Source organism: Nocardia amamiensis NBRC 102102 (assembly GCF_001612745.1).
In the GTDB taxonomy this organism is placed as follows: Bacteria; Actinomycetota; Actinomycetes; order Mycobacteriales; family Mycobacteriaceae; genus Nocardia; species Nocardia amamiensis.
Window position 1 is genome coordinate 1 of the sequence record NZ_BDBA01000037.1, and the last position, 16,896, is coordinate 16,896.

The window sequence follows — 16,896 nt, forward strand, 5'->3', positions numbered from 1 at the left end:
GCAGGCATGAGCGAGCGAAGCGAGCGAATCGTCAACACAGCGCGCACCGCGCATGACGGAGCCGAGCGCAGCGAGGTGCAGTCATGAGCGGTCTGATTCCATTGCTCGTTGCCGCGCCGGCCGTCACCGGCATTGCCGGATACGTCGCCAGAGATCTCCGCACGATGGTTCCTGCCATGACCGGCGCCACCACGACCGCACCACCGGGGCCTGCCGAGCCGCCTGCCACTCCGGCGCCGCACCGGCCCAGGGTCGAGTACTTCAATCTCGCCGAGCTCACCAATACCGACGCCAAGGGATTCGTCCGGCCGGTCGAACGATTCCACGTCGAACCGTGGGGTCTGTACATGGGGCGCGCGGTCGGCGGCCCCGATTCGCACTATCTCGAATCCTGGTTGCTGCCGGAACTCTCGCTGCGCATCACGGTCGCCCGACCGAAGCCGGCGCACCATCGGGACCCCGGCTATCGCCTCGACATCGGCGAGTTCAGCCGCATCGGCCCCAAGCGCTGGAAGTCGGTGGACCACTACCTGGACATCATCGTGCGCCGTGGCCGCCCCGCCGAACTGATCGGCGTCGACGAGCTGCTGGCCGCGCACGCCGCCGGGCTGGTCGACACGGCGCAGGCGCATCGGGCCTTCGACCGCGCCACGGCGGTACTGGACGCCCTGGCGGCGCACGACCACAGCGTCGAGGACTGGCTCGCCACCCGCGGCATCACGCTCACCTGGGTGTAGCCGGCCGGTTACCGCATCCGGCTCGACGTGGTCGGGGTGGCGGTAGATTCTTGATGCATGACGCAGGCACCTTCCGTCGACGTGCACCGGCCCAAAGTCGAGTACTTCAATATCGCGGACCTGACCAATACGGACCCGAAAGGCTTCGTCCGCCCGGTCGAGCGATACCACGTCGAGCCGTGGGGTCTGTACATGGCGCGCACCTCGGATCATCCGCAGTTCCACTACATCGAGTCCTGGCTGCTGCCGAAGCTGTACCTGCGCGCGACCGTCTTCCATTACTTCCCAGCACATCGGCGCGACCAGGACTACTACCTCGACGTCGGGGAATTCAGCGTGGTCGCGCCGAAGAAGTGGAAGTCCGTCGACCACTATCTCGACATCGTGGTGCGCTCGTCGCGGGAAACCCAACTGCTCGACGTCGACGAACTGTTCGCCGCGCACGCCGCCGGACTGGTCACCCTTGCCGAGGCCGAGGCCGCCGTGCAGCACGCGACGGCGGCCATCGACGGCATCGCCGCCAACGGCCACACCTTCGAGGGCTGGATGGAGTCCATGGACATCAACCTGACCTGGTTGTAAGCACTCCGTCGCTAACGGTCCCGCCAGGCCAGCGCTCGCGGATAGGCGGCATCGAACCATGGCTCCTTGACCGCGAGGTAGGCCGAGGTCGCCTCCGCACCGGTCAACCCCGCGGCCTTGGCCTCGCCTTCGCGTTTCATCGCGAGATATTCCGCGCGGGCGGCGGCATCGGCGCGCAGCCAGTCGCGCAGCAGCAGCGCGTACTGCTGACCGGGCGAGCCCTCGGCCCGTATGTGCACGTTGGCCAACCGGCCCGGGTCGGCGTTCTGGTGGAATCGCTTGGTCCACAGCGCGGTGTCGACACCCGCCGGGTCCTGTGGTGTCGGCTTGGGATTGTCCTGGGTGGCCTCCGGCCGAACCGGGAACCCCGCGGCGCCGAGCGCATCACGCAGGCCGTCGGCAGCCGCCATATCGCCCACCGTGATCTGCACATCGATCACGTCCTTGGCGGGCAGCCCCGGCACCGACGTCGAGCCGATGTGGTCGATCCGGGACGCGGCGGCGCCGCAGGCGACCCACAGCCGGGCGATCAGCCGCTGCGCCTGCGCGGGCCAATCCGGGTTCGCGGGCACGATCCGCACCTCGGTGCGTCGTGCCGTGGTCCCGGTCCGTAGGTTGCGCTCGAACGGCACCATGCGCTGTGCCCACAGCCTGCGCACCTCGGCCTCGACCTCACCGGGCGCGCCATTGTTGTCCAGCAACACATCGGCAGCGGCTCGGCGTTGCTCGTCGGTGGCCTGCGCCGAAATACGCGCCCGGGCATCGGCTTCGGCGACACCGCGAAATTCGACCAGGCGGCGGACGCGCGTTTCGGCGTCCACATCGACGACGAGAACGAGATTCATCAGCGGCGCAAGACCGTTCTCCACCAAAAGCGGAATATCTTGCACGACAATTGCGTCCGGCGGCGCTGCGGCGATCAATTCCGCGGTGCGCTTTCCGACCAGTGGGTGGGTAATCGAATTCAATTTCGCGCGTGCGGCGTCGTCACCGAATGCCTTGGCGGCCAACGCGGGACGGTCGAGGCCACCGTCTGCGGCGAGAATATCGGCGCCGAACGCCTCGACCAGCGCCGCGAGTCCCTCGGTGCCCGGCGCGACCACCTCCCTGGCGATCAGGTCGGAGTCGATGATCACCGCGCCGAGGTCCGCGAGGACCTGGGCCACGGTCGACTTGCCCGCTCCCATGCCTCCGGTGAGGCCGATTCGTAACATTCGCCCAGTCTTGCATCCGGCTGCCGCTGTCGCCTGCGCCGCCCCGATCCGTCCGCCGAAGGCGTGCCGCCCGGCGCCCGGGCATGCCGACGGCCCCGATGGACGGCAGTCAAGCCGGATACCCAATGCCGCCGCGCATTCCACCACTTCTGCCGCCATTTGCCCGATCCGTGACTACGCCGAGACCGATTCGCAACAATTCCGGAGGTTTCCGGTTCGACTGGACGAGTTTCCGACACGCCGAGGCAATTACTCGCGCAAAATACTTTGGCGGGCACTTTCGTTCCGCTAATCTTCGCCGTGGCGATCCAGGCCGACACCAGCAAAGCAAAGGAACAACATTGGGCACCAGAATCAACCAGACGGGTCGCCACCGCCTGGGTAAGGCGGGGCGAGTGCACTGCATTCGGATCCCTGCTGTGGCGGCGGCGCTCGCCGAGCACCGTCGCTCTTGGTTCACCGCGTTCATCAGTCCCGCACGGCACAGTTTCGCCGCCACGCGGAAGCGCGCGACCGCACCCGCGGTCCGTTGGGTACCTGCCACAGCCAGCTGAACCCCCGATGTTCGAAGTGGCCCAGCCCCTCGCCAAGGCTGGGCCACTCTGCTGTGCGGTGCGGTCAGCCGCGGCGGATTACAACTTTTCGATGATTTCCACGCTGGTTCGCCATAAATCCTCGCCTTTGGCGATGTCATAGGACTCGGCGGAGGACTTGATCTCCCGTTGACCGGAGAAATATCGCCCGGTCGTCCCGGCCAATTCGGGTGCGAGCACGAGTCGAGCCAATGCGGCAGCCGAACGGCGGGGGGTATGAACATTGATTCCCGGGACGATCGTCAGGGCGGGAAGTAGATAGCGCCATGCCCATCCTTGGATTCCGCGATAATCCCGGCCGAGCCCGGTGCCGGGCATGAGACCCGGATCGAAAGCGTTCACAGTGACGGCCGGCGGAACCGTCCCGTCGAGATGCCGGGCGAATTCGTAGGTCGCCAGAACGTTGCAGAGCTTGGACGTGGTGTACCGGCGGCGACCGGCAAGGCCGGGGCCTACCGCCTCGGAGTCGTCCGGATGAGCGAGGTCCCACGCCGTCGTGTAGACCGGCCGGGGCATACCGGTGGGCTTGGTCGGGTCGTGAGTGTCGCTGGCGACGAACACGATTCGGCCCGGCGTGGCCATGGTGGGCAGCAGTTCGCGCACCAGCAGGAAGTGCGCGAGGTGGTTGACCGCGAAGGTCTGCTCGATGCCATCGACGGTGCGCACGGTGCCCGACACGATCTGGGTACCCGCATTGCAGACGACCGCGTGCAGCGGCGGCAACCCCAACTCGCCGAACCCGCGGGCGAATCGCCGCACCGCGGACAGCGAAGCCAGATCGAGGGACATTCCCACGGCCCGGTCACCGAGCCGAGCCGCGGCCGCGTTCACCGCGTCGGCGCCCCGGCCGGTGATGACAACGACCCGATCCGGGTCGCGGAGAATCGCTTCGGCGGTCCGGAAGCCGAGGCTGCCCGTGCCACCGGTGATCAATACTGTCCGCTGGTCGCTCATGCCCGCACCTCGCCGGCGCTCGGCTCCGGCACGAGCGAGCGCTCCGTGTCCATCGGTCGCTCGCCACGCTCGCTCATGCCGGTTGTCCTTCCGCGATCGGAATCCAGCAACCGTGGAAGCCGAGTGGCACCCGCTGCGGCAGGCCGATCACCGCTCGAGGAGCGCCGGAGAAGTCCGACGCATCGACGATCACCAGATCGCTGGCGTCTCTGGCCGGATCGTAGACGTAGGAGAGCAGCCAGCCCTCGTCCTCGGCGCGGGCCTGCGGATGGGGCACGAAGGTTCCCTCCGCGGCCACACGACCGTCTCCGACGTCATGACGGAGGCAGGCTCCGGTGCCGAGGTCCCATTTGAGCAGGCCGCCGAAGCCCGCCCGCTCCCCGTGGCTGGTCTCGACGCCATAGCCCACCGCGCTCGGCGCGCCGACCAGGCCCGGGTTGATCTTGGGAAACTCGAATGTCCGTCCGTCGACCGCTTCCTCCCGCACCGTGCGGGCGTGCAGATCGAATCGCCAGCGGTGCAGCGTCGCGCCGACGTCGATGGCCAGGACATCGGGCCGCCAGCGATCTCGCACCGCGTTGGAGTAGCGCGCCGCTTCCAGGACGACCTCCGTGCCGAGCTCATAGGCGTTCAGCGTGTGGATGATCATGCACGGATCGATCTCGAACCAGCGGCCGTCCGCGCTGGTGCCGGCCTTGGGCATGATGCCGACGCGGGCGCCGTAGTCGTCGTCCCAGCGGTACGGGAAACCCGCGACGGCACCGTAGTCGGCGTCGAAAACAATGGGGAGATCCAGGAACAGGACATGGTTTTCGGTCATCGCCCAGTCGTGCATCAGCGAGGGTCCTTCGACGTCGATGATCTCGCTGCGGACCAGGGCGCCCGTGGCGTCGACGACGAAGTAGCGCAGGTACGGCGCGACGGGACCGAAGCTGATCAGGTACATCTCGCCGGTGCGCGGGTCGATCTTCGGGTGCGCCGTCATCGGCGCGGCCAGGGCGCCACCGAAGTCGTGGCGGCCGAGCGTGTTCAGTTCACGATCGACTTCGTAAGGCAGCCCCCATTCCGCCAGGGTGAGAATGCGGCCCGCGTGCTCGATCACGTTGGTATTGGAGGTGTTCGGCACCAGCGCGATGTCGGCGGGTCCCTGGGCAGGGCGGGTGTCCAATTTCCCGGCCAGCGCTTCGGTACGGATCCAACGGTTTCGGTACCACAACGCTTTTCCGTCCCGGATGCGCACGCCGTGCAGCATCCCGTCGGGCAGGAACCAGTGGTATGGGCCGTCATAAGGCACCGGCGGCGGGTTGGGTCCATTGCGGAGGTAGAGCCCGTCCAGCTCGGGCGGAATAGAGCCGGTTACCGGAAGGTCCCAGGCGGTGTACTCGGTGCTGACCGGCGCCAGCGCTCCTTCGGTGTATTCGTGCGGTATGCCCGCGAACGCGATGGTCATGGGTTCTCCTGGGGTGTCAGGTCTTTCGTGCGGCGGGCGCGAGCGAGCGCGGCGGGCGCGAGCGCCGACAGCGCGGTGAGCAAGTCGCCGTACATGGTCTGCAAATCGGCGTCGCCGGGTTCGAGCTGCGTCGCGAAGAAGCAGCCGTCGGAGAACGCGACGGCGAACCGCGCCAGTTCCCCGGAGGCACGCCGCGCGATCTCGGGTTCGGCCGCGTCCGCCAGCATCCCGTTGATCGCCTCGGCGAAGTAGCTCCGCGCGCGCTCGCGTACCCGCTGCACCAGCTCGGCGGCCACTTCGTCCGCAGCGCCCTCCAGCGCCAGCAGGTAGAACAGGCGCAGGAAGAGGGGATGGCCGGTGACGGCGATCGCCCCGCGACGCCGCACCTGCGCCGCACGCTCGTCGGCATCGCCAGGAAGATCGTCCCAGCGCGGCAGTGACGCGAACCAGCGGGCCGCGCCGCGTTCCATCACCGCGGCAAGCAACCCCTCCTTGCTGCCGAAATGCCAGTACAGCGAGGTAGCCGCGACACCGACCTCCTTGCAAATGACCGACACCGACGTTCCCGCGTATCCGCGCTCGCTCATCAGCCGTTCGGCCACGTCGAGAAATTGCTCCCTCGACGGTGCGCTCTTGTTCTCCGCCTCGGCACTGGGCTTCTTCGCCATATCGCTACTGTAGGGATCGTTACATACAGAGTCAAGAGCACCCGAAATTCCCCCGCCTGATCGCGGGTACGTTCTGCACCATCAGGCGCCTCGCGACTACAGCCCGAGTGAACGGACCAGGTCCAGCATCTCGGCGCGGAAAAGCTTTGCGGGAGCTCGAGATTGCGGCCGCAGATGACCGTACACTTCGAGCGCGATCAGGCCGTGCATCCGGCCCCACATGCGCAACGCGAGAGCGAGCGCGTCCGGAGGCAGCGCCGGAAATCCGGCCCGAACGTGCTCGGTCAGGTCCGCGTCGAAGTCCGACCACGCACACTCACCCATGGTCTGCCGCTGCGCGGCGTGCGGCCAGGCAGCCGCCGCGAGACCCACCAAGCCGGTGCAGGCGCGCAATTCGGCCGCCGCGGCGGGGCCGCCGGGTGGCGGCTGATAACCCGGCACCGGGTCGCCGTAGATGAGCCGGAATTCGGCCGGCCGCTCGACCGCCCAGTCGCGCACCGCCTCTCCCCAGGCCACGATGCGTCCGGCCGGGTCTTCGGCGGGCACGGCGTCGCGCGCCGCCTCGAGGCGGTCGACCAATGCGGTGTAGACGTCGGAGATGAGCGTGGAGATCAGGTCGTCGCGGGTGGCGTAGTAGCCGTAGACGGCGCCCGCCGTCATCCCCATCTCACGCGCGATGGCGCGCAATGAGATCGCGTCCGGCCCGCCCTCGGCCAGCAGGTTCATGGCGATCGTCTTGATGTCCACCAGGGTCTGCGCGCGCAGACGTTCCCGGCGACTTCGCACGATCTCGGCCACGGTTGACACTCTACAGCGTTTGGCTACTATCAGCCGTGTCGTGACTGAACGGCGTGTAGTAAATGAACGATGTGTAGGAGTGAGTGTGGAGATCGGAGTATTCGGGGCTACGGGCGTTATCGGTTCGCGCGTCGTCACCGAAGCATGGCAACGGGGGCATCGGGTCACCGCCTTCACGCGCGAGGCCGCGCGGATCCCCGCCGAGCGCGGGCAGGAGACATGGGCGGTGGCCGACTGGCTGAATGCCGACAGCATCGCCGAGGCCATCGCGGGTCTCGACGTCGTTGTGAGCGCGGTCAACGCGGGACACGGCATCCCGGACACCATCGCGAACGCGGGAGATTTCGTGGTCGGCGCGCAGGCGATGGTCGCCGCGCTCCATCGGCAGCCGCGGGTGCGCCTGATCGCGGTAGGCGGTGCGGGCAGCTTGGAGGTCGCGCCCGGGGTGCAACTGCTCGATACCGGAGACGATTTCACCCGCACCCTCACCGAGGTGCTGGACGTACCGGCGGAGTACGCCGCGGTGGTACGCGCATTGCGCGATGCCTTGAACGTCTATCGCCTGTCCAACCGCAACTGGACCTACCTCAGCCCGTCGTCGGGCCGGATCAACCCTGGCGCGCGCACTGGCCGCTTCCGCATCGGAGGCGACCAACTGCTCGTCGGCGACGCGGATATCTCCGCCGAGGACGTGGCTGTCGCCCTACTCGACGAGGCCGAGCAACCCCGATTCATCCAGCGCCGCTTCACCGTCGGCTACTGAGGACGGACACACCGATGACATCGCGGCCCAGCTCGCTTCCCGGCCTCCGAGCACGCCCGCACCGTCGTGGGCGCGGAGCTGATCGTCGACGGCGGCGCGTTCGAACCGTCTGACCGTAAGGCCAGTGCCCCGCTCGCGGCACTGATTTCTGTCGGACCCCTCCGGCACAATAAGCACGTCGGACGTCGATCTGGTTGCCACGCAAAGTAATCCGCAACCCGAGAGATAGGGGGCACTATGCCCGAGGTCCATGCTTCGACGCCCGACCGACTCGCCACGGACCACGAAGAACTCGTGGCCTTCGCGGTGGAGGTCGAGCGACACCGGTCTCTGTTGCGCCCCGCGGCGGAGGACTATCGGTGGCGCGTCGCGCAGCGGGTCGAGCACTTGGACCCGTCCGAGCAGGAGCCGTGGCTGCGGCAGGCGGAGCAGTCCATCGCGTCGCTGATGATCGACCCGGTCCGGCACAGCACGCTGGACCTGGACGCGTACCGGGCCATCCGGGACGGGGCGCCCGTGCGGTTCGATGCTGAGCGCCGGACGTACGTCCTGCGCCGTCCGCAACGGGATCCGCTGGTGATCCGGCCGGGATTGCCGGAGCATCGGCTCGGCGTCATCGCCCGGCTGGCCACGCTCGGGCTGCGGCTCGAGCAAATCCAAGTCGTCGCACTCACGACGGCTCAGATGGTGGCGCCGCACGAAGCGGCACAACCGCCCGCCCACGCGCCGGAAGTCCATCGGGGCACCACGAAACCCTCGCGTGGCAAGCACACGGCGGGTTGCTGCGAGCGTTGATCGAAAACGACTGCGCCCCAACCGGATTCCGGTTGGGGCGCAGTCGTTCAGTTATTGCCGATCAGGCGTTGCCGGAGAGCTTCTCCCGCAGGGCCGCCAACTGGGCGTCGCTGGCGAGCGAACCGCCGGCGGGCTCGGCCTGGCTGGCGGAGGACTGCGCACCGCTCTCGGAGGAGTAGTTCGACGCGCCGCCGCCGTTCGCGGCCTCGGCCGCGGCGTCGGCCGCCATCTTCTCCATCTGCGCGGTGTGCATCTTGTGGCGACGCTCCGCCTCGGCGTAGCGGCCTTCCCACTCCTCGCGCTGCTTCTCGAAGCCTTCGAGCCACTCGTTGGTCTCCGGGTCGAAGCCCTCGGGGAAGATGTAGTTGCCCTGCTCGTCGTAGCTGTCGGCCATGCCGTACTTCGACGGGTCGAACTCGGCGTGGTAGTCCTCGTTGGCCTGCTTGAGGCTCAGCGAGATCCGGCGACGCTCCAGGTCGATGTCGATGACCTTGACCATCGCGTCGTCGCCGACCGCGACGACCTGGTCCGGGACCTCGACGTGGCGCTCGGCCAGCTCGGAGATGTGCACCAGGCCCTCGATGCCCTCCTCGACGCGAACGAACGCGCCGAACGGAACGAGCTTGGTGACCTTGCCCGGCACGATCTGGCCGATCGCGTGGGTACGGGCGAACTGCCGCCACGGGTCTTCCTGAGTCGCCTTGAGCGACAGCGAGACCCGCTCGCGGTCCAGATCGACATCGAGCACCTCGACGGTGACCTCGTTGCCGACCTCGACGACCTCGGACGGGTGGTCGATGTGCTTCCAGGACAGCTCGGAGACGTGCACCAGACCGTCCACGCCGCCCAGGTCGACGAACGCGCCGAAGTTGACGATCGAGGAGACCACACCCTTGCGGACCTGGCCCTTCTGCAGCTGGTGCAGGAACTCGCTGCGGACCTCGGACTGGGTCTGCTCCAGCCAGGCGCGCCGCGAAAGCACGACGTTGTTGCGGTTCTTGTCCAGCTCGATGATCTTGGCTTCGATCTCCTTGCCGACGTACGGCTGCAGATCGCGCACCCGGCGCATCTCGACCAGCGAGGCGGGCAGGAAGCCGCGCAGGCCGATGTCGAGGATCAGGCCGCCCTTGACGACCTCGATGACGGTGCCCTTGACGGCCTCGTCCTTCTCCTTGAGCTCCTCGATGGTGCCCCACGCACGCTCGTACTGCGCCCGCTTCTTCGACAGGATCAGGCGGCCTTCCTTGTCCTCCTTGGTGAGAACAAGCGCCTCGACCTCATCGCCCACGGAAACGACCTCGTTGGGGTCGACATCGTGCTTGATGGAGAGTTCGCGGGAGGGGATGACGCCTTCGGTCTTGTAACCGATGTCGAGCAGGACCTCGTCGCGATCGACCTTGACGATGGTTCCTTCGACGATGTCGCCGTCGTTGAAGTATTTGATCGTGGCGTCGATGGCGGCGAGGAAATCCTCGGCGGAGCCGATGTCGTTGACGGCTACCTGCGGCGAGGTGACGGTGGTGGGCATATGTCGGTTTGCTCCGGACGGATTGTGGTCGGTTGCGGACATTGGAACTTTCGGTACGCTGCGATCTCACCGCGAAGTGTGAAGACGGACACTAGGAACGTACCGCACGCAACACGCGTGAAACTCAGCACGGGTTGAACTCCGGTACGGCTGTACGGAAGACACTCGCGCGTTCAGCGTACGCGACCTTGGTCCGGCCGGGCAAACCGGTCGGGTCGGCACGCCGATAGTCTGATCGGCGTGTCGGAAGATCGCCATGCGCAAGCAAACGCACTGCTCGGAACGGCAGGCACGGCCCGGACCCGGATCGGATCGCCGGCCAGCAGGCTGGCCAGCAGGCGCTGGTGGGATGCCGACGCCGCCCAGTACCACGAGACGCATGCGGAGTTCCTCGGCGTGGACTCCCCCGGCGGCGAGTTCGTGTGGTGCCCCGAGGGCCTGCACGAGGGCGATATGCGTTTCCTCGGCGACGTCGCCGGCAAGGCGGTCCTGGAGATCGGCTGCGGCTCCGCGCCGTGTTCGCGGTGGCTGGCCGGGCAGGGCGCACGGCCGGTGGGGCTGGACCTGTCGCGCGGAATGCTGGAGCGCGGGCAGGCCGTCATGGCCCGCGGCGGCCCGCGGGTGCCGCTGGTGCAGGCGGACGCGGAGGCTCTTCCGTTCGCCGACGCGTCATTCGATCTGGCTTGTTCGGCGTTCGGCGCGGTGCCGTTCGTCGCCGACTCGGCGCTGGTCATGCGGGAGGTGGCCCGAGTGCTGCGCGCGGGCGGGCGGTGGGTGTTCTCGGTGAATCACCCGATGCGCTGGATCTTCCCGGACGATCCCGGCCCGGCCGGCCTGACCGCCACCATCCCGTACTTCGACCGCACCCCGTATGTCGAGGTGGACGACGACGGCGTGCCCACCTACGTCGAGCACCACCGGACCATCGGGGACCGGGTGCGGGAGATCGTCGCGGCGGGACTGGTGGTGGAGGACATCGTCGAGCCGGAGTGGCCGGAATGGCTCGAACGCGAGTGGGGGCAGTGGAGCCCGCTGCGCGGCGAACTGTTCCCCGGCACGGCCATCTTCGTGACTAGGAAGCCGTGAGCGAGGAGGGGTGGTGCTCGTCGACCAGCTCGAGGATGGAGACCTCGTGGGAGACCAGCATCGCCTGTTCGTGCGCACTGTGGGTGATCTTGTGCAGTTCGTCCCGGAAGGCTTCGGCCGCCGCCGCGGTGTCGAAATCCAGGTCGATCAGCACCCGGTTCGGGTTGTGCGTGAACCGCTCCACCCGGCAGGTACGGGCTCCGGCGTCGGCGCGGAACTGTTCCAGATCATCGAACATCGTCTTCCACTCGTCGTAGTCGCGCACGGTGTTGTCGACGTGCACTGTCGTGGTCATCGGGCTCCCCTTTCGATGCGGACCGCTGGAAGGTTGCTGATAACCAGTCTTCGCGTCGGGGATGTCGGGCACCAGCCACCGTCGAGGGTATTTCGGTCCGGACCGGGCAAATGCGCACCAGACCGTGGACCGGTCGCATGATCGCCGCTGCCGCTGCGTCACTCGCCCGACCCGGCCGACGCCGTTCCGTCACCGCTCTTGGGTTTGCGCCCGGCCTGTTCCAGCGCCACGCGCAGCGCGTACTCGATCTGGGCGTTGATACTGCGCAGGTCGTCGGCCGCCCACTTCGCGATGGCGTCGTGGACGGCCGGGTCCAGGCGTAGCAGCAGTTTCTTGCGCTCAGCCATGGGCCGCCCGCCTCAGGAGTAGAGCGAACCGGCGTTGACCACGGGCTGGGTCGGACGATCACCGCAGAGCACGACGAGCAGGTTCGACACCATCGCCGCCTTGCGCTCCTCGTCCAGTTCCACCATGCCCTGCTGGGCGAGCCGCTCCAGCGCGAGGCCGACCATGCCGACCGCGCCCTCGACGATCCGGGTGCGCGCGGCGACCACCTGGGCGGCCTGCTGGCGAACCAGCATGGCCTGGGCGATCTCGGGCGCGTAGGCGAGATGGGTGATCCTGGCCTCGAGTACCTCGATGCCCGCCAGCTCGGTGCGCTCCCGCAGTTCGACGGTGAGTTCCTCGGCGACCTCGGCGCCGTCGCGCAGGCTGGTGCGGTCGGCGTCGTGCGCGTCGTACGGGTGCGTCGTGGCCAGATGACGGACGGCCGCCTCGGACTGAGTCTCGACGTACTCCTCGTAGTCGTCGACGGCGAACGCGGCCTTGAAGCTGTCCACCACCCGGTAGACCACCACGGCGGCGATCTCCACCGGGTTGCCGTCGGCGTCGTTGACCTTGAGCTTCTGGGTCTCGAAGTTGCGCACGCGCAGCGAGATGCTCTTGCGGTCGGTCAACGGCAGCACCGAGAAGAACCCCGGCTCGCTCACCGAACCGACGTAGCGGCCGAAGAACTGCACCACCTTGGCCTCGTTCGGGTTCACCACGGTCAGGCCGGTCGCGAGCAGCAGCAGGACCACCACGACGACCGTCGCGGCCACCGCGCCGCCGATAGCGAGCGCGTTGCCGTCCTTGGCCCCCGCGATGAAGCCGAGCGCCGCGGCGCCACCGAACGCCACCGTGAGTGCGAACCACCCCAACAGCACCAGAAAGCCGTTGACGCGGAATGCGGAGCGAAACTGCATGACATCCTCCCAATATCAGAGTGATATCACGAAGATAGCATCTCTCCGCCGCGCCGACCAGAGCGCGACGGCGAGACGGGGGTCAGCAGGCGGGCCGGATATTGCGGTTGAAACGGAACAGGTTGCGCGGGTCGTGCTCGGCTTTGAGCGCGGCCAGCCGAGCGTAGGTCTCGGGCCGATAGCCCGCGCGGGTCTGCGCCTCGTCGGCTTCGCCGCCCGCGCCGTAGAGGAAATTCAGGCTGTGCCCCAGCGTCCACGGCGCCAGCGCGGCACGGATCCCAGCCTGGGTCGCGGCGTCTTCGGGCCCGGTGATGATCCGCACGATGTACTCGGCCGCATGGTGGTCGACCGCGATTCCGGCGTCGCTCGGACGAGCCAACGCCCCGCCGAGATGACGGACGTCGATGACCGCGCCCGCGCCGGACTCCGGACCGGCGGCGGCCAGCAGCGCGGCGGCCGCGTCCGCGGTGAAGGTGCCGAGCAGCGCGTTGGTCGCGGCGTAGGCGTGCGGATGGTCGGGATCGTTGTGGATGGTGCGCGACTCGGTGTAGGGCATCGCGCGCAGGTTGTCTTCGAGCCGGTCGCCGACCGCGCGCAGTGGCGCGACCAGGCGCTCACCCCCCTCGGTCGGGCCGGTGTAGGCGATCCGGATGGAGGCTACGTACCGCCCGCGCAGCGGCGGGGGCACCTGCGGGATGTCCGGGAACGCGAGCATGGTGATCGTCGAGGTCAGCTCGTCCGGCACGGTCGCGGTCCACCGGCGCCATGCGTCCAGCGCTGGTTCGACCAGCGGTGTGTCGAACATCAATTGCCCGCCGTACACCTCGGTGACCGGAACCAGCTCGACGTCCAGCGCCGTGACGACGCCGAAGTTGCCTCCAGTGCCGAGCACGGCGCCGAACAGCTCGTCCCCCGGCGTCAGCGTGCGCGCCCTGCCGTCGGCGGTGACCAGCTCGATCGCCCGTACGTGCTCGGCGGCGTACCCGAATCGCCGGGCGAGCAGCCCGACGCCGCCGCCGAGCAGGTAGCCCACCACGCCGACCGAGGGCGACGAACCGTTCAGCGGCGCAAGCCCGTGCAGGGCCGCCGCTTCGACCAGCGCGCCCGCGCGCACTCCCGCGCCGATGCGCGCCGTCCGGCCGGCCGGGTCGATCCGGATGTGAGTCATTCTGCGCGTGCTGATGAGCACTCCCCCGTCGGCGGCGACCGACAGCCCGTGCCCGGTGGCCTGCACGGCGATCGGAAGGTCGTGGCGGGCGGCGTATTCCACCGCGGCGCGCACGTCCTCGGCGTGTGCCGCGGCGACGATCAGCGCGGGCCGGTGGGTGTAGGCGGTCTGGAAACCAGCGATCTCCGCGTCGTAGTCCGGGTCGCCCGGATGGAAGACCGGGCCGGTGAAGGCGTCGGTGTCGATGGTCAGTGCGGCGTTGTTTCCCATGACTCCGACGGTGCTCTCTCGCGACGAAGAAGTAAAACAGATAGTTCTTCTATGATCTAGAATCATCAGTTATGGAATTGCGGCAGCTCCGCTACTTCGTCACGGTCGCGCAGGAAGCGGGCTTCACCCGCGCCGCGGCCCGGCTGCATCTGGCCCAGCCCGGCCTCAGCGCGCAGATCCGGCAACTGGAACGCGAACTCGGCCAGCCGCTGCTCGACCGCGGCGGGCGCACGGTGACGCTCACCGACGTCGGCGCCGCCGTGCTGCGGCACGCGGAGGCGGCGCTGGCCGCTGCCGAGCGGATCACCCAGACGGTGGACGAGTTCACCGGCTTGCTGCGCGGACAGGTCCGGGTCGGCCTCATCTCGGGCGCGGCGGTCGAGGAATTCGATGTCGCCGCCGTGCTGGCCGATTTCCACGACGACCATCCGCAGGTCGGCATCAGCCTCAGCGAGGACACCTCCGAGCGGATGCTCGCCGCCCTCGGCCGGGGCGAGCTGGATATCGCGCTGGTCGGGCTGACCGGCGCGGAACTGGATCCCGGCATCGGCATCGACGTGGTGCTGGACACGGCGGTGGTGGCCGCTGTCCCCGCGGCGGACCCCGGCTACGACGCCGAGATTCCGCTGGCCGCGCTGCGCGACCGTCCGCTGATCTGCCTGCCTCCTGGCACCGGGATTCGCGGGGTGTTCCAGCGTGCGTGCGCCGCGGCGGGCTTCGAGCCCAGCATCGCCTACGAGGCAGCCGCACCTCCGCTGCTGCTGCGACTGGCCGCGCGCGGCCTCGGCGTCGCCGTAGTGCCCGCGCTCACCACACAGGAGGCCGCGGCCTTCGGGGTGCGGACCGTGCGCATCGTCGAGCCGGAACTGCGCGGACAGCTCGCGCTGGCTTGGCGCACCGATCAGCCCGGCAGCCCGGCGGCCAAAGTGCTTCTCGGTCAGCTGCGAATCGCCATGCGCGCAGACGCGTAGCAGGACGAGAAACCGGGCCGCCTGGCACCGGCTCAGAGCAGCCGCGAGAGGAATGCCTTGGTGCGCTCGTGCCGCGGGTTCGCGAGCACCTCGCGGGGCGGCCCCGCTTCCACGACCACGCCGCCGTCCATGAAGACCAGCTGGTCGGCGACCTCCCGCGCGAAACCCATCTCGTGGGTGACCACGACCATCGTCATGCCCGACTCCGCGAGTTCCCGCATGACGGTGAGCACTTCGCCGACCAACTCCGGGTCCAGCGCGGAGGTGGGCTCGTCGAACAGCATGAGCTTCGGGTCCATGGCCAGCGCGCGGGCGATGGCCACGCGCTGCTGCTGGCCGCCGGACAGCTGCGCCGGGTAGGCGTTCGCCTTCTCGGCCAAGCCGACCCGGTCCAGCAGTTCGCGCGCTCTGGTCACCGCCTCCGCCTTGCGGACCTTCTTGACCTGCGTGGGCGCCTCGATGACGTTCTCCAGCGCGGTCCGGTGCGGGAACAGGTTGAAGTGCTGGAACACCATGCCGATCTCGCGGCGCTGCTTGGCCGCGTCACGCGGATGCAGCTCGTAGAGCTTGTCGTTCTTCTCCCGGTAACCGACCAGCTCGCCGTCGACGTACAGCCTGCCCGCGTTCACCTGCTCGAGGTGGTTGATACAGCGCAGGAAGGTGGACTTGCCCGAGCCGGACGGCCCGATCACGCACAGCACTTCGCCGCGGCCCACCTCGAGCGAGACGCCGTTGAGCACCCGCAGCGCGCCGAAGTTCTTGCAGACCCGATCCGCGACGATCATCGGCACAGGTGTGGTCTTCCCGAGATCGGTGCTCATTTCGCCTTCACCACCGCTTGGGCGTCGGCGAGTTCCTGGAGCTGCTTGGCCGTCAGCTGCCGGGAGACGCCGCGCGAGTAGTAGCGCTCCAGATAGTACTGCCCGACCATCAGCACGCTGGTGATCGCCAGATACCAGGTGGCGGTGACCAGCAGCAGCGGAATCGGCTGGAAATTCACGCCGTAGATATCGCGTGCCCGGCCGTAGAGGTCGGTGCTCAACGGGATGGCGGTGACCAGCGCGGTGGTCTTCAGCATGCCGATGAGCTCGTTGCCGGTCGGCGGAATGATCACCCGCATGGCCTGCGGCAGTACCGTTCTGCGCATGGTCTGACTCCAGGACATGCCGAGCGCGATGGACGCTTCGCGCTGCCCCTCACCAACCGAATTGATGCCCGCCCGGACGATCTCGGCCATATAGGCGGCTTCGTTGAGGCCGAGGCCGATCACGGCGAAGGTGAACGCCGCTTGCAACCCCTGCACGTCGAGCTCGAAGAACTGCGGCCCGAACGGTACGCCGAGCTGGATCTGCCGGTACAGCGAGGGGAACAGCCCCCAGAACACCAACTGCACGAACACCGGAGTGCCGCGGAAGATCCACAGATACACCCACGCCGAGGCCCGCAGGACCGGGTTCGGCGACAGGCGCATCACGGCCAGCACCGTGCCGAGCACGACAGCCATGGCCATTGCGAGCACGGTCAATTCCAGCGTCACGATGGCACCGGCGGTGATCCGGCTGTCGAACAGGTACTTCCCGTAGGTATCCCAGCGGTACGCCGGGTTCGTCGCGGCGCCGTAGACGAACAGCGCCACCAAGACGAGGATGACCGCCGCCGCTATCCAGCGACCGGGCCTGCGCAGCGGAACCGCTTTGATCGGCTCCGGCTCCCGCGTCGAGTCCGCCCTGCCCGGCCCGGGGTCGCCGGGCGCAGGCCGGGTGTCGTTGCCGGTCATCGA

19 protein-coding genes are annotated in these 16,896 nt (G+C 68.2%); 7 read left to right on the top strand and 12 right to left on the bottom strand.

The window, feature by feature from the left end:
• Nucleotides 1–83 precede the first annotated feature (83 nt).
• Nucleotides 84–737 (top strand): ribonuclease FAU-1 family protein, encoded by a 654-nt coding sequence (locus NA4_RS09905; RefSeq protein WP_067467467.1) that lies wholly within the window; start codon nucleotides 84–86, stop codon nucleotides 735–737.
• Nucleotides 738–794: 57 nt separating this feature from the next.
• The gene (locus NA4_RS09910; protein WP_067467470.1) at nucleotides 795–1,319 is read left to right on the top strand and encodes a ribonuclease FAU-1 family protein; all 525 of its coding nucleotides are present in this window, start codon (nucleotides 795–797) and stop codon (nucleotides 1,317–1,319) included.
• Nucleotides 1,320–1,330: 11 nt separating this feature from the next.
• On the opposite strand, the gene coaE is transcribed toward NA4_RS09910, so the two are convergent.
• Entirely contained in the window at nucleotides 1,331–2,533 is a 1,203-nt protein-coding gene (gene coaE / locus NA4_RS09915) for a dephospho-CoA kinase (protein WP_067467473.1), read from the bottom strand.
• A 341-nt stretch (nucleotides 2,534–2,874) separates the two neighbouring features.
• On the opposite strand from coaE, the gene NA4_RS42505 reads away from it, so the two are divergent.
• Complete coding sequence (locus tag NA4_RS42505) at nucleotides 2,875–3,087, top strand: hypothetical protein (RefSeq protein ID WP_067467476.1); 213 nt, start codon at nucleotides 2,875–2,877, stop codon at nucleotides 3,085–3,087.
• A 78-nt stretch (nucleotides 3,088–3,165) separates the two neighbouring features.
• On the opposite strand, the gene NA4_RS09925 is transcribed toward NA4_RS42505, so the two are convergent.
• From NA4_RS09925 to NA4_RS09940, 4 genes are all read right to left on the bottom strand, one after another.
• Complete coding sequence (locus tag NA4_RS09925) at nucleotides 3,166–4,080, bottom strand: SDR family NAD(P)-dependent oxidoreductase (RefSeq protein WP_067467479.1); 915 nt, start codon at nucleotides 4,078–4,080, stop codon at nucleotides 3,166–3,168.
• Nucleotides 4,081–4,153: 73 nt separating this feature from the next.
• Nucleotides 4,154–5,530 (bottom strand): carotenoid oxygenase family protein, encoded by a 1,377-nt coding sequence (locus tag NA4_RS09930; RefSeq protein WP_067467482.1) that lies wholly within the window; start codon nucleotides 5,528–5,530, stop codon nucleotides 4,154–4,156.
• Complete coding sequence (locus tag NA4_RS09935; protein WP_067467485.1) at nucleotides 5,527–6,198, bottom strand: TetR/AcrR family transcriptional regulator; 672 nt, start codon at nucleotides 6,196–6,198, stop codon at nucleotides 5,527–5,529. The genes NA4_RS09930 and NA4_RS09935 overlap by 4 nt, the downstream gene beginning before the upstream one ends.
• A 96-nt stretch (nucleotides 6,199–6,294) precedes the next feature.
• The gene (locus tag NA4_RS09940) at nucleotides 6,295–6,996 is read right to left on the bottom strand and encodes a TetR/AcrR family transcriptional regulator (protein WP_067467488.1); all 702 of its coding nucleotides are present in this window, start codon (nucleotides 6,994–6,996) and stop codon (nucleotides 6,295–6,297) included.
• Nucleotides 6,997–7,081: 85 nt separating this feature from the next.
• Here NA4_RS09940 and NA4_RS09945 point away from each other — a divergent pair, with 85 nt between their 5' ends.
• Nucleotides 7,082–7,759, top strand: a complete 678-nt coding sequence (locus tag NA4_RS09945; RefSeq protein ID WP_067467491.1) for an NAD(P)-dependent oxidoreductase — start codon at nucleotides 7,082–7,084, stop codon at nucleotides 7,757–7,759.
• A gap of 237 nt (nucleotides 7,760–7,996) precedes the next feature.
• A complete protein-coding gene (locus NA4_RS09950) occupies nucleotides 7,997–8,554 on the top strand; it encodes a hypothetical protein (RefSeq protein ID WP_067467494.1) in 558 nt (185 codons plus the stop codon).
• A gap of 61 nt (nucleotides 8,555–8,615) precedes the next feature.
• On the opposite strand, the gene rpsA is transcribed toward NA4_RS09950, so the two are convergent.
• Complete coding sequence (rpsA, locus tag NA4_RS09955; protein ID WP_067467495.1) at nucleotides 8,616–10,082, bottom strand: 30S ribosomal protein S1; 1,467 nt, start codon at nucleotides 10,080–10,082, stop codon at nucleotides 8,616–8,618.
• 240 nt (nucleotides 10,083–10,322) lie between these two features.
• On the opposite strand from rpsA, the gene NA4_RS09960 reads away from it, so the two are divergent.
• On the top strand, nucleotides 10,323–11,168 hold the full coding sequence (locus NA4_RS09960) for a class I SAM-dependent methyltransferase (protein ID WP_067467497.1): 846 nt from the start codon (nucleotides 10,323–10,325) through the stop codon (nucleotides 11,166–11,168).
• Here NA4_RS09960 and NA4_RS09965 read toward each other — a convergent pair.
• The 4 genes from NA4_RS09965 to NA4_RS09980 form a co-directional block, all read right to left on the bottom strand.
• Nucleotides 11,155–11,463, bottom strand: coding sequence for a hypothetical protein (locus tag NA4_RS09965; protein WP_067467500.1), 309 nt, complete (start codon nucleotides 11,461–11,463; stop codon nucleotides 11,155–11,157). The two genes, NA4_RS09960 and NA4_RS09965, sit on opposite strands and share 14 nt — an antisense overlap.
• 158 nt (nucleotides 11,464–11,621) lie before the next feature.
• Complete coding sequence (locus tag NA4_RS09970; RefSeq protein ID WP_067467504.1) at nucleotides 11,622–11,810, bottom strand: type II toxin-antitoxin system antitoxin; 189 nt, start codon at nucleotides 11,808–11,810, stop codon at nucleotides 11,622–11,624.
• Nucleotides 11,811–11,822: 12 nt separating this feature from the next.
• A complete protein-coding gene (locus tag NA4_RS09975) occupies nucleotides 11,823–12,707 on the bottom strand; it encodes an SPFH domain-containing protein (protein ID WP_067467506.1) in 885 nt (294 codons plus the stop codon).
• 82 nt (nucleotides 12,708–12,789) lie between these two features.
• Nucleotides 12,790–14,145 carry an FAD-binding oxidoreductase gene (locus NA4_RS09980; RefSeq protein ID WP_067467509.1) on the bottom strand — a complete coding sequence of 452 codons (1,356 nt, stop codon included), beginning with the start codon at nucleotides 14,143–14,145 and terminating at the stop codon, nucleotides 12,790–12,792.
• Between the two features lie 71 nt (nucleotides 14,146–14,216).
• Between NA4_RS09980 and NA4_RS09985 the strand changes: the two genes are divergently transcribed.
• Nucleotides 14,217–15,116 carry a LysR family transcriptional regulator gene (locus NA4_RS09985; protein WP_067467511.1) on the top strand — a complete coding sequence of 300 codons (900 nt, stop codon included), beginning with the start codon at nucleotides 14,217–14,219 and terminating at the stop codon, nucleotides 15,114–15,116.
• A gap of 32 nt (nucleotides 15,117–15,148) precedes the next feature.
• On the opposite strand, the gene NA4_RS09990 is transcribed toward NA4_RS09985, so the two are convergent.
• Nucleotides 15,149–15,901 (bottom strand): amino acid ABC transporter ATP-binding protein, encoded by a 753-nt coding sequence (locus NA4_RS09990; RefSeq protein ID WP_067467590.1) that lies wholly within the window; start codon nucleotides 15,899–15,901, stop codon nucleotides 15,149–15,151.
• Nucleotides 15,902–15,933: 32 nt separating this feature from the next.
• Entirely contained in the window at nucleotides 15,934–16,893 is a 960-nt protein-coding gene (locus NA4_RS09995) for an amino acid ABC transporter permease (RefSeq protein WP_067467513.1), read from the bottom strand.
• Between the last annotated feature and the right edge of the window lie 3 nt (nucleotides 16,894–16,896).

Coding starts and splice junctions, on each gene's coding strand:
- NA4_RS09905 (WP_067467467.1), top strand. CDS start 84: ATGAGCGGTCTGATTCCATTGCTCGTTGCCGCGCCGGCCGTCACCGGC.
- NA4_RS09910 (WP_067467470.1), top strand. CDS start 795: ATGACGCAGGCACCTTCCGTCGACGTGCACCGGCCCAAAGTCGAGTAC.
- coaE (WP_067467473.1), bottom strand. CDS start 2,533: ATGTTACGAATCGGCCTCACCGGAGGCATGGGAGCGGGCAAGTCGACC.
- NA4_RS09925 (WP_067467479.1), bottom strand. CDS start 4,080: ATGAGCGACCAGCGGACAGTATTGATCACCGGTGGCACGGGCAGCCTC.
- NA4_RS09930 (WP_067467482.1), bottom strand. CDS start 5,530: ATGACCATCGCGTTCGCGGGCATACCGCACGAATACACCGAAGGAGCG.
- NA4_RS09935 (WP_067467485.1), bottom strand. CDS start 6,198: ATGGCGAAGAAGCCCAGTGCCGAGGCGGAGAACAAGAGCGCACCGTCG.
- NA4_RS09950 (WP_067467494.1), top strand. CDS start 7,997: ATGCCCGAGGTCCATGCTTCGACGCCCGACCGACTCGCCACGGACCAC.
- rpsA (WP_067467495.1), bottom strand. CDS start 10,082: ATGCCCACCACCGTCACCTCGCCGCAGGTAGCCGTCAACGACATCGGC.
- NA4_RS09965 (WP_067467500.1), bottom strand. CDS start 11,463: ATGACCACGACAGTGCACGTCGACAACACCGTGCGCGACTACGACGAG.
- NA4_RS09970 (WP_067467504.1), bottom strand. CDS start 11,810: ATGGCTGAGCGCAAGAAACTGCTGCTACGCCTGGACCCGGCCGTCCAC.
- NA4_RS09975 (WP_067467506.1), bottom strand. CDS start 12,707: ATGCAGTTTCGCTCCGCATTCCGCGTCAACGGCTTTCTGGTGCTGTTG.
- NA4_RS09980 (WP_067467509.1), bottom strand. CDS start 14,145: ATGGGAAACAACGCCGCACTGACCATCGACACCGACGCCTTCACCGGC.
- NA4_RS09985 (WP_067467511.1), top strand. CDS start 14,217: ATGGAATTGCGGCAGCTCCGCTACTTCGTCACGGTCGCGCAGGAAGCG.
- NA4_RS09990 (WP_067467590.1), bottom strand. CDS start 15,901: ATGATCGTCGCGGATCGGGTCTGCAAGAACTTCGGCGCGCTGCGGGTG.
- NA4_RS09995 (WP_067467513.1), bottom strand. CDS start 16,893: ATGACCGGCAACGACACCCGGCCTGCGCCCGGCGACCCCGGGCCGGGC.